This is a genomic window from Intestinimonas sp. RTP31139st1_F5_RTP31139_211217 (assembly GCF_040226735.1).
GTDB lineage: Bacteria > Bacillota > Clostridia > Oscillospirales > Oscillospiraceae > Intestinimonas > Intestinimonas butyriciproducens.
This window is the reverse complement of record NZ_JBCOAQ010000048.1, coordinates 1-14424: the sequence shown is the minus strand read 5'-3', so window position 1 is coordinate 14424 and position 14424 is coordinate 1. Positions and strand designations below refer to the sequence as shown.

The 14424-nt window shown below is 60.6% G+C and carries 13 protein-coding genes; 10 read left to right on the top strand and 3 right to left on the bottom strand.

The window, feature by feature from the left end:
• Positions 1-514: 514 nt before the first annotated feature.
• Entirely contained in the window at positions 515-1942 is a 1428-nt protein-coding gene (locus tag ABUA09_RS16670; RefSeq protein WP_052082831.1) for a sigma-54 interaction domain-containing protein, read from the bottom strand.
• A gap of 307 nt (positions 1943-2249) precedes the next feature.
• Between ABUA09_RS16670 and ABUA09_RS16665 the strand changes: the two genes are divergently transcribed.
• Complete coding sequence (locus tag ABUA09_RS16665) at positions 2250-3161, top strand: LysR family transcriptional regulator (protein WP_033118748.1); 912 nt, start codon at positions 2250-2252, stop codon at positions 3159-3161.
• Positions 3162-3348: 187 nt separating this feature from the next.
• Here the strand turns inward: ABUA09_RS16665 and ABUA09_RS16660 are convergent, their stop codons facing one another.
• The gene (locus ABUA09_RS16660) at positions 3349-3678 is read right to left on the bottom strand and encodes a hypothetical protein (protein WP_147586049.1); all 330 of its coding nucleotides are present in this window, start codon (positions 3676-3678) and stop codon (positions 3349-3351) included.
• 374 nt (positions 3679-4052) lie between these two features.
• Here ABUA09_RS16660 and ABUA09_RS16655 point away from each other — a divergent pair, with 374 nt between their 5' ends.
• Entirely contained in the window at positions 4053-5252 is a 1200-nt protein-coding gene (locus ABUA09_RS16655; RefSeq protein WP_033118749.1) for a thiolase family protein, read from the top strand.
• On the opposite strand, the gene ABUA09_RS16650 is transcribed toward ABUA09_RS16655, so the two are convergent.
• Positions 5249-5440: a hypothetical protein gene (locus ABUA09_RS16650; RefSeq protein ID WP_033118750.1), complete on the bottom strand. Its 192-nt coding sequence runs from the start codon at positions 5438-5440 to the stop codon at positions 5249-5251. The two genes, ABUA09_RS16655 and ABUA09_RS16650, sit on opposite strands and share 4 nt — an antisense overlap.
• Positions 5441-5645: 205 nt before the next feature.
• On the opposite strand from ABUA09_RS16650, the gene mce reads away from it, so the two are divergent.
• The 8 genes from mce to ABUA09_RS16610 all read left to right on the top strand — a co-directional run.
• Positions 5646-6053 (top strand): methylmalonyl-CoA epimerase, encoded by a 408-nt coding sequence (mce, locus tag ABUA09_RS16645; RefSeq protein ID WP_033118751.1) that lies wholly within the window; start codon positions 5646-5648, stop codon positions 6051-6053.
• Between the two features lie 25 nt (positions 6054-6078).
• A complete protein-coding gene (gene mmdA / locus ABUA09_RS16640) occupies positions 6079-7620 on the top strand; it encodes a methylmalonyl-CoA decarboxylase subunit alpha (RefSeq protein ID WP_033118752.1) in 1542 nt (513 codons plus the stop codon).
• Positions 7621-7638: 18 nt separating this feature from the next.
• Complete coding sequence (locus ABUA09_RS16635; RefSeq protein WP_052082832.1) at positions 7639-7974, top strand: OadG family protein; 336 nt, start codon at positions 7639-7641, stop codon at positions 7972-7974.
• Positions 7975-8002: 28 nt separating this feature from the next.
• Complete coding sequence (locus tag ABUA09_RS16630; RefSeq protein WP_033118753.1) at positions 8003-8395, top strand: biotin/lipoyl-containing protein; 393 nt, start codon at positions 8003-8005, stop codon at positions 8393-8395.
• 29 nt (positions 8396-8424) lie between these two features.
• Positions 8425-9768, top strand: coding sequence for a sodium ion-translocating decarboxylase subunit beta (locus ABUA09_RS16625; protein WP_033118754.1), 1344 nt, complete (start codon positions 8425-8427; stop codon positions 9766-9768).
• A gap of 102 nt (positions 9769-9870) precedes the next feature.
• Positions 9871-11760 carry a methylmalonyl-CoA mutase family protein gene (locus ABUA09_RS16620; protein ID WP_349949545.1) on the top strand — a complete coding sequence of 630 codons (1890 nt, stop codon included), beginning with the start codon at positions 9871-9873 and terminating at the stop codon, positions 11758-11760.
• Complete coding sequence (scpA, locus tag ABUA09_RS16615; protein ID WP_033118756.1) at positions 11760-13952, top strand: methylmalonyl-CoA mutase; 2193 nt, start codon at positions 11760-11762, stop codon at positions 13950-13952. Before ABUA09_RS16620 ends, scpA begins: the two co-directional genes overlap by 1 nt.
• Before the next feature lie 113 nt (positions 13953-14065).
• A partial coding sequence (locus ABUA09_RS16610; protein WP_349949544.1) for a 3-hydroxyacyl-CoA dehydrogenase family protein occupies positions 14066-14424 on the top strand: 359 nt, incomplete at its 3' end.

The window sequence follows — 14424 nt, the reverse complement described above, 5'->3', positions numbered from 1 at the left end:
TCTACACAGTGCTTTTTACTCTGTTTCGCTTAAAATTTTCTTGCATCACCTACTTGACTTCATACCATTGGACTTTCATAACTTCTTTGTTACGGTTTGTTGCGCCCTTTTACAGTCTCTGCGGTATTTGCCGGGTCTGCGCCTACTGCCTCCTGCTCTCACCTCCCTCGGCACCGAGCCCATTCCGGAAGTGCGGCTCAGTGCTCTTCCTGATTGCAAATGATTCGGATGGGAAAACTGACTTTGGCCGCAGGACTCAAAATGGATCTCATCCTGCTTCGCTTTTTATATAAGCAATTTTTATACCAACTTTTTTCTTTTGTATAAAATACGTTTTTTGTGTACTTTGTCGTCATTTTTTGCATATTTACAGCACGAAATTGTATATGTTTTATTTTGAGACTCTCTTTTCGACAAAAAAAGCCGCCAAAATTCTAATGCACAAGAATTTTGGCGGCGCTACCCCTACTGGCAAGCAACTTTTTTTGTTTTCTAATTTCTAATAACCTGGATTTTATGCCCCGGAGATGTTTAATTTCTTCATTTTGTTATAGAGCGTGGCGACGGATATCCCCAGCGCCCTGGCAATATTTTTCTTTGCGACCGTGCTGGTCCCATAGTGTTCCAGCATCTCGCAGATGGTCTCCTGCTCCACCCTTCGCATGGTCTCCTCCAGCGTCTCGTTGGGCCGTGCCGAAAACCGCTCCTCCCGCTCCTTTGTCACGTGCATCTCCTGACGCATGTAGTAGGGCAGGCAGGCCGGTGTGATCTGGTCCGAGGTAGCCACCATGCAGCAGTATTCCAACACATTCTGAAGCTCCCGGATATTGCCCGGCCACTTATAGCTGTGCATCAGCTGGTCCGCCTCCTTGGAGAAGCGGAAACGCTTTTTGTACTGCCGTTCCAGGGGCTGGAGAAAATAGCTCACATAGTGGTCAAAATCCTTCTTTCTCTCCCGGAGCGGGGGCAGTTGGATCGCAATGACCGCAAGCCGATAAAACAGGTCCTGCCGGAACCGGTTCTCCGCGAGGGCCTTCTCCATATCCTGGTTCGTGGCGGCGATCACCCGGACGTCCACTTTGATATTTTTCGTATCCCCCAAGCGTCGGATCTGCCGCTCCTGCAGGACGCGCAGCAGCTTGCTCTGGAGGGGGAGGGGCATTTCCGTGATCTCGTCCAGAAACAGCGTCCCACCGTTGGCCAGTTCGAAAAGCCCGATCTTTCCGTTCTTGCTGGCCCCTGTAAATGCTCCCGGCACATAGCCGAACAGCTCACTGTCCAGGAGCGTCTCAGGGAGAGAGGCGCAGTTGATGTCCACAAAAGACTGTCCGCCCCGATAGCTGTCCCGATGGATGGATTGGGCGACGACCTCCTTCCCCGTGCCGCTCTCTCCGATCAAAAATACGGAGTTGTCCGTCTGTGCCGCCTTTTTCGCCAGCTTGATATAGGGATAATCCTGGCCGATGATATCTTCAAAGGCATACCGCGTCTTATAGAAGCCCTTAACGCGTTCGTTCAGTTGCGAGATATACTTCTCCTTCTCCTGTACTGTCTGGATCAGATCCCGCAGGGACAGGATGTCGCGGACCACGATGATGGCCCCCACAATCTCTCCCCTGTCCCAATAGGGCACCACATCTGAATAGGACTCCGTGCCGTCGTTCAGCCGCTGGTGGTAATTATAGATCGGCCTGCCCGTGCTGAACACTTTGTTGGAAATGGAGTCCGCCTGCGCCCGTATTGCGCGCCGGACCGCGATCCAATCCTTGCCCTGATACTTCGCGTATGTTTCGTCATCCATGTGGACGTGGTTGCGGTAAGCCTGATTGGCGTAGACAAATCGCTGCTTCTCATCCAGGATCACAATGCCTTCAATGAGCAGGTCAAACCAGCGCGCGGTATCCGCGTTAAAAAACTTTGAAATCGTGCTGCTTGCTTCCATCGTCGCCTTCCTCCATTACGAAAACCGCCGACTTACCACCACTTTTGCGGGTTTTACCGGCCATTTTCTGAGGGTATTGCTTCCTTTTTTGCAAAAAACGCCTCTCCTGGCCCCATCCGGATCTGACTGTTAACTTTTTTATTTTACCCCGCCCTGTGCTCGTTGTAAAGTCCAATTCCTGGTATGGTTATCTAAAATACATAAATTTAGGCCATTCTTCCCTCCGTCCCTTGACATGTAGACGGAGAGGAGTGTAGTATTTTAGGCACCCGGAGTCCCATCCCAACTTTGAGAGGAGTGCGATTTTATGAAGCTGCTTCAGCTCTACTATTTCAAGGCGCTGGCAGAGCGTGAGCATCTCACGGCCACCGCGGCAGAGCTCTACATCTCCCCACCCTCTCTCAGTGCCGCCATCAGCCGCCTGGAGACGGATCTGGGCGTCCCTCTCTTTGACCGGGTGGGACGGAACATCCGTCTCAACGACAAGGGGCGGCAGTTCTACGACCATGTCAAACTGGCCCTGGATGAGCTGGACAAGGGATTTGACGAGCTGCAGAGCACCGCCGCCTGGAACCGCAACCTGTCCCTTCGGGTGGCCACCTCCACCCATATCATCTGGGAGAAACCCTTCGCCGATTACATCTGTAAGCACCCCCATGTGGCGTTCAGCCACCGCTCCCTCTCCCTGGATCAGCTGCTCGACAGCGCGGAGACCAGCCCCTACGATTTTATCATCACCCACTTTACCGACCTGCCCTCTGCGGAGTATGACTCCCGCGTGCTGATCCCGGACGACTGCCCCGGCCTGATCGTCTGGCAGCATCACCCCTTCGCCTCACTGGACAGGATCTCTCTCGCTCAGGCCAAGGACGAGCCCTTTGTCGCCCTCTCCAAGGGTTTTTCCATGCGAAAATACTTCGATCTTCTGTGCAAAAAGGCCGGATTCCAGCCCAAAGTCGTGGCTGAGGCCGACTATTCCCTCCGGGCCAGGCTGGTGAAGAATGAATACGGAATCGCCCTGTCCACCCGCACCGGAGCCGAGTCCATCTACCTGTCGGGCTTGAAATTCATCCCCCTGTCCGAGCCGGTGGACACCCGCGTACAGACTCTTTTCTGGCGCAAGGACCGAAAGCTTTCCCCCCAGGCGGAGGTGTTCCGGGACTTCCTCACCGAGTATTTCGCCTCCCCCGCCGCCGAGGCGCTCAACCCATCCATCTGAACTGAAGGAGCTCCCTGCAGGGGGAGCTCCTTTTCTGTCCGCCGCCGCCATGTTCCCCCCGCTATGGGAGCGGGTGTTTCCCCTGCAATCCGGAGGTTTTGTGTTGAGCTAAGGATTCCAGTCCGCCGATCTCCTGCGCCCCATTTTTTGTTTGGTATAAGTATATAATTTTGATATAGTTATATTGCTATATTGATAATTGTAATATAGAAATGCCGGAGATATAATCAAAAATACTCCCTTCAGCAAATATCGTCCTGTTTTTTCTCAAAAGAATTTCTGCCCTCGTTCCCTTTGCATTAAAAAATACCATTAGTTGTACGGCTAATATTCTGCTTTTTAACAAGTAATTTACAAAGGTCCCCTCCACCACTATAATTTTTTCAAGAAGAGCCCTTTCTCCATCCCTGCCCCGTGAATTTCTGACCTGTGAGCACGGGGAAGGGGCGCAAACTGTTCCCGAGCATGTGGTCTGTCGGTATTCCAGCGCAGACGTAATCCCCTCGGTCCTTCCCAAAGGCAGGGACTCCCGGCACAGCGCAGTGGCCTCACAAGCGCTGATTACGGGAGCGGGCGGGCGGAATTCTGAATTATTGGAATTTAGAACTGTGTGGGACCCGCCTGCTGCAGCGCCTTTCCGCATCTGAATTTTTAAATGGTTGGAATTTTGGCCGTTTTTTCCCGCCTGCGGCTGCCGTGGGCGCGGGTTTCCCGCCTTCGGCGGGGACATTTTTCCCAAAACATTCAAAAATTCCGGGGATTTGTGCTTTAGCGAAAACTTTTTCCTCAAATGCGCGGTTTGGTATGCCGCTTGCTGACAGACAACAGCGCAGCACGGAACAGGTCGAACAGTGCGGTATCAATATTATTTATATGGAGGGACGCAAAACCATGAAAGAAGTAGTCATCGTATCCGCAGTCCGTACTCCCATCGGCTCCATCGGCGGCACGCTGAAGAACACCCTGCCGGAGAAGTTGCTGGCCACTGCCTATGAGGGCGCCATCGAGAAGGCCGGCATCAGCAAGGACATGTTCGATGAGGTCATTGCCGGTCAGGCCAAGCAGACCACCGACGCCCCCAACATCGCCCGTGTCTCCTCCCTGATGCTCCAGATCCCCGAGGCCACTCCCGCCTATACCGTCCATCGTCAGTGCGCCTCCGGCATGCAGGCCATGCTCTCCAGCATGCAGCAGATCCAGTGCGATTACTCCGACATCATGCTCTGCGGCGGCGTCGAGAGCATGAGCACCGCCCCCTTCTATGTCCGCAACGTGCGCTTCGGCGTGGGCAACGGCAATCAGGCCCTGGTGGACCCCAACACCGAAAGCCAGCCCAAGAGCCAGCCCGCCGATATCTACGGCACCTTCACCATGATCCAGACCGCCGACAACGTCGCCAAGCAGTTCGGCGTCACTCGTGAGGACTGCGATCAGTTCGCTCTGGAGAGCCAGCACCGCGCCGTAGCCGCCATTGACTCCGGCCGTTTCAAGGATGAGATCGTCCCCGTGGTGATCCCCCAGCGCAAGAAAGACCCCATCGTGTTCGACACCGACGAGTATCCCAAGCGGGACACCAATCTGGAGAAGATGGCGAAGCTCAAACCCATCTTCGCCGACGGCGTGACCACTGCCGGCAACGCTTCCGGCCGCAACGACGGCGCCTCCGCCCTGGTGCTGATGTCCGCCGACAAGGCCAAGGAGCTGGGCCTCAAGCCCATCGCCCGCATCATCGCCGGCGCAGCCGCCGGTGTGGACCCCCGCATCATGGGCATGGGCCCCGTGGCCGCGACCCGCAAGCTGATGAAGGCTCTGGAGCCCAAGGGGCTGAAACTGGAGGACTTCGGCCTGGTGGAGATCAACGAGGCCTTTGCCGCCCAGTCTGTGGCCTGCGTCCGCGAGCTGGGCCTCAACCCCGAGATCGTCAACGTCAACGGCGGCGCCATCGCCTTGGGCCATCCCCTCGGCTGCTCCGGCGCCCGCATTTCCACCACCCTGGTCCACGAGATGCAGAAGCGGGACGTCCAGTTCGGCCTCGCCTCCATCTGCATCGCCGGCGGCCTGGGCATGGCCATGGCCTTCGAGAAACTCTAAATCCAAAGAATACGACCGTTCCCCAGCCCCCGGCGGCGCAGCCGGGCGGCTGGGGCCCCGTCGTTTTCGATTCCCGGCGCCTCTCCCGCGGCGCGATCCAGGCGGAGACGGGGAGCGCCACCGCCCCAGTGCCGGTCCGGCATGAAAGCGGCGGCCACGTGGGCCCCATTTCCCACCATCTTTAACATACGGCGGAACCAGACCGCCCGCCCTCGCTGCCGAGGGGACGCACTCACGGCAGGCGTTGTTCCGGACGGGTTTGAGGCCCAGATGGGTACGGCTTTCTTTCGGCGAGGGAGCCTCCCGTTTGCCGTTTTGGTCCTGCGGCGTCCTGCCGCGCGCCCGCAAGAGGGGAGTTCAACACCCGCATATGCGCAGGAAAGGAGTTTTACCATGAATCCCACAAGAGTAGATCACATTGGAATCGGCGTACCCAATCTGGAGGAGGCCTGCAAGTTCTACGAGGCGCTGGGCCTTGTCTCCGGCGGCACCGAAATCGTAGCGGATCAGAAGGTGAAGGTGGCCTTCTTCCCCTGCGGCGACAGCGAGCTGGAGCTGCTGGAGAGCACCGCCCCCGACGGCCCCATCGCCAAGTTCCTGGAGAAAAACGGCGGTCACGCCGGCATCCAGCATGTGGCCATCCGGGTGCCAGACATCCGCGCAGCCATTGCCGAGATGAAGGAAAAGGGCTACCGCATGATCGACGAGGAGCCCCGCTACGGCGCGGGCGGCGCCTCCATCGCCTTTGTACATCCCAAGAGCACCGGCGGCGTCCTCATCGAGCTGACCCAGCGGACCTGAGTAAAGGGAGAAGGAGGCAGGCAATATGGATAGAATCGAAGATCTCCGCAAGAGACGCGAAAAGATCGAAGCCGGCGGCGGCCCCAAGCGGGTGGAGAAGCAGCACGCTTCCGGTAAGATGACCGCCCGGGAGCGCATCACTGCGCTGCTGGACCCCAACAGCTTTGTGGAGTTGGATGCTTTCGTGGAGCACCGCTGCACCAACTTCGGCATGGAGAGCATGGAGGCCCCCGGCGAGGGCGTGGTCACCGGCTACGGTACCATTGACAACCGCCTTGTGTATGTCTATGCCCAGGACTTCACTGTTGTGGGCGGCTCTCTGGGCGAGATGCATGCCAAGAAGATCTGGAAGGTGCTGGACCTGGCCATGGAGATGGGCGCACCCGTCATCGGCCTCAACGACTCCGGCGGCGCCCGCATCCAGGAGGCTGTGGACGCGCTGGCCGGCTACGGCGGCATCTTCTACCGCAATACCAGGGCCTCCGGCGTGGTACCCCAGATCTCCGCCATCATGGGCCCCTGCGCCGGCGGCGCGGTCTACTCCCCCGCCCTCACCGACTTCATCTTCATGGTGGATAAGACCTCCAACATGTTCATCACCGGTCCCCAGGTCATCAAAACCGTCACCGGCGAGAACGTCACCGCAGAGAAGCTGGGCGGCGCCATGACCCACAACACCACCTCCGGTGTGGCCCACTTCGTCTACCCCACCGAGGCCGAGACCCTGGCCGCCATCCGCAAGCTGGTGGGCTATCTGCCCCTGAACAATATGGAGACCGCTCCCGTGGTGGAGACCTCCGACTCCGTCAACCGCATCTGCGACGCGCTCAACAGCGTGATGCCGGAGAGCTCCAATACCCCCTATGATATGAAACAGGTCATCCTCAGCGTGGTGGACGACGCCGATTTCTTCGAGGTCCAGCCCTACTACGCGCAGAACATGATCACCGGCTTTGCCCGAATCGGCGGCCGCAGCGTGGGCGTGCTGGCCAACCAGCCCAAGGCCATGGCCGGATGCCTGGACATCAACGCCTCCGATAAGGCAGGCCGCTTCATCTCCATCTGCGACAGCTTCAACATCCCCCTGTTGACCTTTGTGGATGTGCCCGGCTTCCTGCCCGGCACCAGCCAGGAGTACGGCGGCATCATCCGCCACGGCGCCAAGATGCTCTATGCCTACTCCGAAGCCACCGTGCCCAAGATCACCGTGGTCACCCGGAAGGCCTACGGAGGGTCCTATCTGGCCATGTGCTCCAAGGATCTGGGCGCCGATATGGTCTTTGCCTGGCCCACCGCCGAGATCGCGGTCATGGGCCCCGACGGCGCCGCCAACATCATCTTCAAAAAGGAGATCGACTCCGCCGCCGATCCCGCCGCCGCCCGCAAGGAGAAGCTGGACGCCTACCGCGCCGAGTTCGCCACCCCCTATCAGGCGGCCAAACGCGGCTATGTGGACGACGTGATCGAGCCCTGCGAGACCCGCCAGAAGGTGGCCGCCGCCCTCAATATGCTCGCGTCCAAGCGTGTTTCCAACCCACACAAAAAGCACGGGAACTTCCCCGTCTGACGTTAGGAGGAACCGGATATGCGTGACGCCGTCATCCTGGCCGTTCTCGGCATGGGCACTGTTCTGATTCTGCTGTTCGTCATCAATTTGATGATTGTGGCGATTGGCAAGCTCTTTGGCCCGAAGGAGACTAAAAAAATTGAAAACCCTAAGCAGGGCGGCGCGGTTTCTTCCCCCGCTGCCGCCGCGCCGGTCACTCCCGCGGCCTCTTCCAAGGATGAGGCTATCGTAGCCGTGCTGGCCGCGGCGGTGGCCGCCTACCTGAACACCTCCCCCGACCGGGTCCGCCTTGTGGTCCGCCCCATCCAAACTTCCGCGGCTTGGGCCCAGGCCGGACGGCTGGAACAGAATTGATTTTGGAGAAAGAGAGGAAACGTCTGCTATGAAACATTTCCGTATCGCCGTAAACGGCACTTCCTATGATGTCGAGGTCACCGAGCTGGACGGCGCCGTCAGCGCCGCCGCGGCCCCTGTCTCTACCCCCGCCGCTCCTGCCCCTGCGCCCGCTGCGGCTCCTGCCGCTCCTGCCCCTGCGCCCAAGGCTGCCGCCCCCGCTGGTGACGGCACCCAGGTCACCGCCCCCATGAACGGCACCATCGCCCGCGTCAACTGCAAGGTGGGCGACACGGTGAAGGCTGATGCCGCCGTTATTATTTTGGAGGCTATGAAGATGGAGAATGAGATCTACGCCGGCGTAGACGGCACCGTGAAGGCGGTCCAGGTCAACACCGGCGACGCCGTGCAGCCTGGCGATGTGCTCGTCGTGATCGGCTAAGGCCGGTCCCACAGATTTGAGGTGAGATAATGGGAGAAGCAATTCTCAATTTTCTGGCGACCAGCGGCCTGGCCTCCATCACCTGGCAGCAGGCTGTCATGCTGTTGGTCTCCTTCGTCCTGATGTACCTAGCTATTGTAAAGCAATACGAGCCTCTGCTGCTGCTGCCCATCGCCTTTGGCATGTTCCTGGCCAATATGCCTCTGGGCGGCATCGCGGACGACCCCAGCGAGACCGTCCGCCTTCTCTCTCCTGAATTCCTGGCCCCCTATCTCCAGCAGTTGGGCCTGGACCTGAGCGACAAGCTCAGCTCCTCAGAGATGCTGTCGCTGACCAACATTCTGCTCAACACCTCCGACTCCACCGGCGCGGCTCTGCTGGCTGCCGGTGAGCATCTGGTACAGAACATCGCCGAGGACGGCTCCGTCGTCATGGAAGCCGTGAAGAGCAACTACGGCGGCGTGGTCTACTACCTTCGTCTGGGCGTGAAGCTGGGCATCTACCCGCCCCTCATCTTCCTGGGCGTGGGCGCCATGACCGACTTCGGCCCCCTGTTGGCCAACCCCAAGAGCATTCTTCTGGGCGGCGCGGCCCAGTTGGGCATCTTCGGCGCCTTCTTCCTGGCCATTCTGCTGGGCTTCACCCCCCAGGAGGCCGGCTCCATTGGTATCATCGGCGGCGCCGACGGTCCTACCGCCCTCTTCACCACGGCCCGCCTGGCCGAGCACCTGCTGGGCCCCATCGCCGTGGCCGCCTACTCCTACATGGCGCTGGTCCCCGTCATCCAGCCGCCCATCATGAAGGCCCTCACCACGAAGAAAGAGCGCCAGATCGTGATGAAGCAGCTCCGCCCGGTCTCCAAGGCCGAGAAAATCATCTTCCCCATCGCCGTCACCACGCTGGTGGGCCTTGTGGTTCCCTCCACCGTGCCCCTGCTGGGTATGCTCATGCTGGGCAACCTGATGAAGGAATGCGGCGTGGTGGACCGCATCAGCAAGACTGCCCAGAATGAGCTGATGAATATCGTCACCATTTTCCTGGGCGTCTCCGTGGGCTCCACCGCCACGGCCGAGGCCTTCCTCAACATCAAGACCATCGGTATCCTGGTGCTGGGCGTACTGGCCTTCAGCCTGGGTACCGCAGGCGGCGTGCTCATGGCCAAGCTGATGAACAAGCTCATGGGCGGCAATGCCATCAACCCCCTCATCGGCTCCGCCGGCGTGTCCGCCGTCCCCATGGCGGCCCGTGTGTCCCAGGTGGTGGGCCAGAAGGAGAACCCCTCCAACTTCCTGCTCATGCACGCCATGGGCCCCAACGTGGCCGGTGTCATCGGCTCCGCCATTGCGGCCGGCATCCTCCTCTCTTACCTCTAATGGTATGACTTGGCCGCCCGGGCCCACGCGGGATGCGGACCCGGGCGGCACTCCATCCCCCCACAGGATCTTTGGAAATTCACTTGAAAAGGGAGCGACATTATGGCAGATAAGGTCTATCCCCCCGTTACGTTCGAGGAATTTCAGCCCACCTCCTATGAAGTGTGGAAGGAAGAGGCTGTTACTTCTCTGAAGGGCGGGGACTTCCAGAAAAAGCTGTTTACCAAGACGTACGAGGGCATTACCCTCCAGCCCATCTATACCAAGGCCGACATGGAGTATATCCAGGAGACCAGCACCTTCCCGGGCCGCGAGGACTATCTCCGCGGGGCCGCAGCCGCCGGCTACATCGCCGACCGCTGGGACGTGGCCCAGGCTGTGGAGGGCGCTGCTCCCACCCAGGCCAACGCCGACATCCTCCACGAGCTGGAAAAGGGCGCCACCGCCGTGAACCTCACCATCGGCCGCAAGGGCGTGGTGCTGGAGTGCTCGGACGATGTGCGCGCGCTGTTCGCCGGTGTGGATCTCACCAAGACCCCGGTCTACCTGGACTGCGGCGCGGCCGCTCAGCGGACCCTGAGCCTGCTGTCCCTGGCCGATGTCGACCTCAAGGCCCTTAAGGGCTGCGTGGGTGGCGACCCCTATGGCACCCTCCTGGCCGACGGACGGCTGCCCGTCACCATGGAGAAGCTCTTTGACGAGATGGCGGAGACCGTCAAGCTGGGCGCCGGCGTGCGCACTGTGCTGGTGGACGGCCTCGTCTACGCCAACGGCGGCGCCACCGCCGTCCAGGAGGTGGGCGCCTGCATGGCCACCGCCTCCGCTTATCTCAGCGCCATGTTGGAGCGCGGGATCGATCCCGACACCGCCGCCCAGTCCATCCAGTTCCGCTTCGCGCTGGGCGCCAACTTCTTTATGGAGATCGCCAAGCTGCGTGCTGCGCGTATGGTGTACGCCCAGATCGCCGAGGCCTACGGCGCTTCTGAGGAGGCCCGGAAGCTCCATGTCTTCGCCCGCACCTCTGCCTTTACCAAGACCGCCTACGACCCCTATGTCAACATTCTCCGCACCACCACCGAGGCCTTCTCCGGCGTGGTGGGCGGCGTAGACGCCATGGAAGTGGCGCCGCTGGACGAGCCCTTCGGCTCCAGCGAGGAGCTCACCCGCCGCATCGCCCGGAACATTCAGGTGATGATGCAGGAGGAGTTCCATCTTACCCAACCCGTGGACCCCGCCGGCGGCTCCTGGTATGTGGAAACCCTTACCGCCCAGCTCGCCGAGAGCATCTGGGCCTATTTCCAGAACATCGAGAGCAAGGGCGGCATCGAATCCGTCATTCTCTCCGGCACCCTTCAGGATGACGTGGCCGCCACGCTGGCCCAGCGCTTCAAAAACCTGGACACTCGGGCCGACCGTGCTGTGGGCGTGAACATGTACGCCAACGTGCTGGAGCAGAAGCTGGACCGCCCCGCGCCCAAGGCCGTCCCCGCGCCCGCCGGCCCTGCGGTGGTCACCGCCAAACCCATCGAGGCCCACCGCTGGACCGAGCGCTATGAGGCGCTCCGGGCCCAGACCGAAGCCTGGATGGAAAAGACCGGCAAGACCCTGGACGTATTCCTTGCCAATATGGGCCCCATCCCCCAGCACAAGGCCCGCGCCGACTTCGCCGCCGGCTTCTTCGAGGTCGCACACTTCAACATGCTGCGCAACGACGGCTTCCCCACCGTGGACGCCTGTGCCGACGCCGCCGTAAAGTCCGGCGCTCCTGTAGTGGTCATCTGCTCCACCGACGCCACCTATCCCGAGATTGTGCCGGAGCTGGCCCGCAAGATCAAAGCCGCCAAGCCGGACACCACCGTGCTCCTGGCCGGCGCTCCCGCCCCCGAGTACAAGGATGCCTACCTGGAGGCCGGCGTGGAGGACTTTATCCATGTCAAGGCCAACTGCTATGATATCCTGAGCAAGATCCAGAGCACGAAGGGGGTAGAATGATGAACAAGAAGCCTGATTTTGCCTCCATGGCATTCCGTGACCGCAGCGAGGACCGCGCCGCCGGAAAGGCCGCCTGGAAGGCGCAGATCGAAAAAGAGACCGGCAAAAGCCTGGAAGAACTCATCTCTCATACCGTGGAGCAGATCGATGTCGCTCCCATCTACACCGCCGAAGACCTGAAGGGTATGAACCACCTGGACTTCATGGCCGGCGTGCCCCCTTTCCTTCGCGGGCCCTACCCCACCATGTACGTCACCCGGCCCTGGACCGTCCGGCAGTACGCCGGCTTCTCCACTGCCGAGGAGTCCAACGCCTTCTACCGCCGCAATCTGGCGGCCGGTCAGAAGGGTCTGTCCATTGCCTTCGACCTGGCCACCCACCGCGGCTATGACTCCGACCACCCCCGTGTGGTGGGCGACGTGGGCAAGGCCGGCGTGGCCGTGGACTCCATCCTGGATATGGAGATCCTCTTCTCCGGCATCCCGCTGGACCAGATGTCCGTGTCCATGACCATGAACGGCGCCGTGCTGCCCATCATGGCCTTCTATATCCTGGCCGCCGAGGAGCAGGGTGTGGACAAGAAGCTCCTCTCCGGCACCATTCAGAACGACATCCTCAAGGAGTTCATGGTCCGCAACACCTATATCTATCCCCCTGAGGCCTCCATGCGGATCATCGGCGACATCTTCCGCTATACCTCCGCCAATATGCCCAAGTTCAACCCCATCTCCATCTCCGGCTACCACATGCAGGAGGCCGGCGCCACCGCCGACATCGAACTGGGCTACACCCTGGCCGACGGTCTGGAGTATATCCGCACCGGCATCAAGTCCGGCCTGACCGTGGACCAGTTCGCCCCCCGCCTCTCCTTCTTCTGGGGCATCGGCAAGAACTACTTCATGGAAGTGGCCAAGATGCGGGCCGCCCGCCTGCTGTGGGCCAAGATCGTCCACCAGTTCAACCCCAAGAACCCCAAGTCCATGGCGCTGCGGACCCACAGCCAGACCTCCGGCTGGTCCCTCACCGCCCAGGACCCCTTCAACAACGTGGCTCGGACCTGCATGGAGGCCATGGGCGCCGCCCTCGGCCACACCCAGTCCCTCCACACCAACGCGCTGGACGAGGCCATCGCCCTGCCCACCGACTTCTCCGCCCGCATCGCCCGCAACACCCAGCTCTACATCCAGGATGAGACCAAGGTCTGCAAGGTCATCGATCCCTGGGGCGGCTCTTACTACGTGGAGGCCCTTACCAACGAGCTGGTCCGCCGCGCCTGGGGCCACATCCAGGAGGTGGAGGAGCTGGGCGGCATGGCCAAGGCCATCGACAACGGCCTGCCCAAGATGCGCATCGAGGAAGCCGCCGCCCGCCGTCAGGCCCACATCGACTCCGGCAAGGAGAAGATCGTCGGTCTGAACTATCTGACGCTGGACCACGAGGACGCCATCGACATCCTGGAAGTGGACAACACCGCCGTCCGTCAGGCGCAGATCGCCCGCCTGGAAAAGCTGCGCTCCATGCGCAGCCAGGAGAAGGTGGATCAGTGCCTCAACGCCATCACCAAATCCATGGAGACCGGCGAGGGGAACCTGCTGGAGCTGGCCGTGGAGGCCGCCCGCGCCCGCGCCAGTCTGGGAGAGATTTCTATGGCCATTGAAAAGGTCTCCGGCCGCCACAAGGCCGTCATCCACTCCATCTCCGGCGTATATTCCGGCGAGTTCTCCGACAGCGCCGAGATCGAGGAAGTCCGCAAGATGACCGATGAGTTCGAGAAGCGCGAGGGCCGCCGGCCCCGCATCATGGTCGCCAAGATGGGCCAGGACGGCCACGACCGCGGCGCCAAGGTGGTCTCTACCGCTTACGCCGATATGGGCTTCGACGTGGACATCGGTCCCCTTTTCCAGACCCCGGAGGAGGCAGCGCAGGAGGCTGTGGACAACGACGTGCACATCGTGGGCATGTCCTCCCTGGCCGCCGGCCACAAGACTCTGCTGCCCGCCCTGGTGGAGGAGCTCAAAAAGCGCGGCCGCGAGGATATCATGGTCATCGCCGGCGGCGTCATCCCGCCGCAGGACTACGCCTTCCTCTATGAGCATGGCGCCACCTGTATCTTTGGGCCCGGCTCCATCATCCCCGAGTGCGCCAAAGAGATGCTCATTGCCCTCAACAAGCGCCTGGGCTATACGGACTGATCCGCTTTTTCTCCTGTCGGCCGGAATTCCGGCCGGCAGGGTACTTTTTCACGCTTTGGCCGAGCTGTATTTCAGACAGGGCCAAACCTATATCAGAACGGAGTTGTTGCACTATGCAGAAAATCGTTGTCATCGGCGGCGGCACCATGGGGCTGGACATCGCCCAGGTCTTTGCCAGGAAGAGCTTTGACGTGGTCGTCCGCGACATCAAGGATGAACTCATCCAGGCCTCCCGGGCCCGCCTGGTGAAGGGCCTGGACAAGCTGGTGGCCAAGGGCAAGATGGACGAGGCCAAAAAGGCCGACATTCTGGCCCACATCACCTTCACCACCGACCTCCAGGAGGCCGCCGACGCCGACCTGGTCGTGGAGGCCGCCACTGAAAACCCCACCATCAAGAAGGGCATCTTCACCGACCTGGACGGCATCTGCAAGCCCGAGACCATCCAGGCCTCCAACAGCTACTCCATCTC

Excerpts from the sequence above, each read along its gene's own strand:
- ABUA09_RS16670 (WP_052082831.1), bottom strand. The coding sequence starts at position 1,942 with ATGGAAGCAAGCAGCACGATTTCAAAGTTTTTTAACGCGGATACCGCG.
- ABUA09_RS16665 (WP_033118748.1), top strand. The coding sequence starts at position 2,250 with ATGAAGCTGCTTCAGCTCTACTATTTCAAGGCGCTGGCAGAGCGTGAG.
- ABUA09_RS16655 (WP_033118749.1), top strand. The coding sequence starts at position 4,053 with ATGAAAGAAGTAGTCATCGTATCCGCAGTCCGTACTCCCATCGGCTCC.
- ABUA09_RS16650 (WP_033118750.1), bottom strand. The coding sequence starts at position 5,440 with ATGTTAAAGATGGTGGGAAATGGGGCCCACGTGGCCGCCGCTTTCATG.
- mce (WP_033118751.1), top strand. The coding sequence starts at position 5,646 with ATGAATCCCACAAGAGTAGATCACATTGGAATCGGCGTACCCAATCTG.
- mmdA (WP_033118752.1), top strand. The coding sequence starts at position 6,079 with ATGGATAGAATCGAAGATCTCCGCAAGAGACGCGAAAAGATCGAAGCC.
- ABUA09_RS16635 (WP_052082832.1), top strand. The coding sequence starts at position 7,639 with ATGCGTGACGCCGTCATCCTGGCCGTTCTCGGCATGGGCACTGTTCTG.
- ABUA09_RS16630 (WP_033118753.1), top strand. The coding sequence starts at position 8,003 with ATGAAACATTTCCGTATCGCCGTAAACGGCACTTCCTATGATGTCGAG.
- ABUA09_RS16625 (WP_033118754.1), top strand. The coding sequence starts at position 8,425 with ATGGGAGAAGCAATTCTCAATTTTCTGGCGACCAGCGGCCTGGCCTCC.
- ABUA09_RS16620 (WP_349949545.1), top strand. The coding sequence starts at position 9,871 with ATGGCAGATAAGGTCTATCCCCCCGTTACGTTCGAGGAATTTCAGCCC.
- scpA (WP_033118756.1), top strand. The coding sequence starts at position 11,760 with ATGAACAAGAAGCCTGATTTTGCCTCCATGGCATTCCGTGACCGCAGC.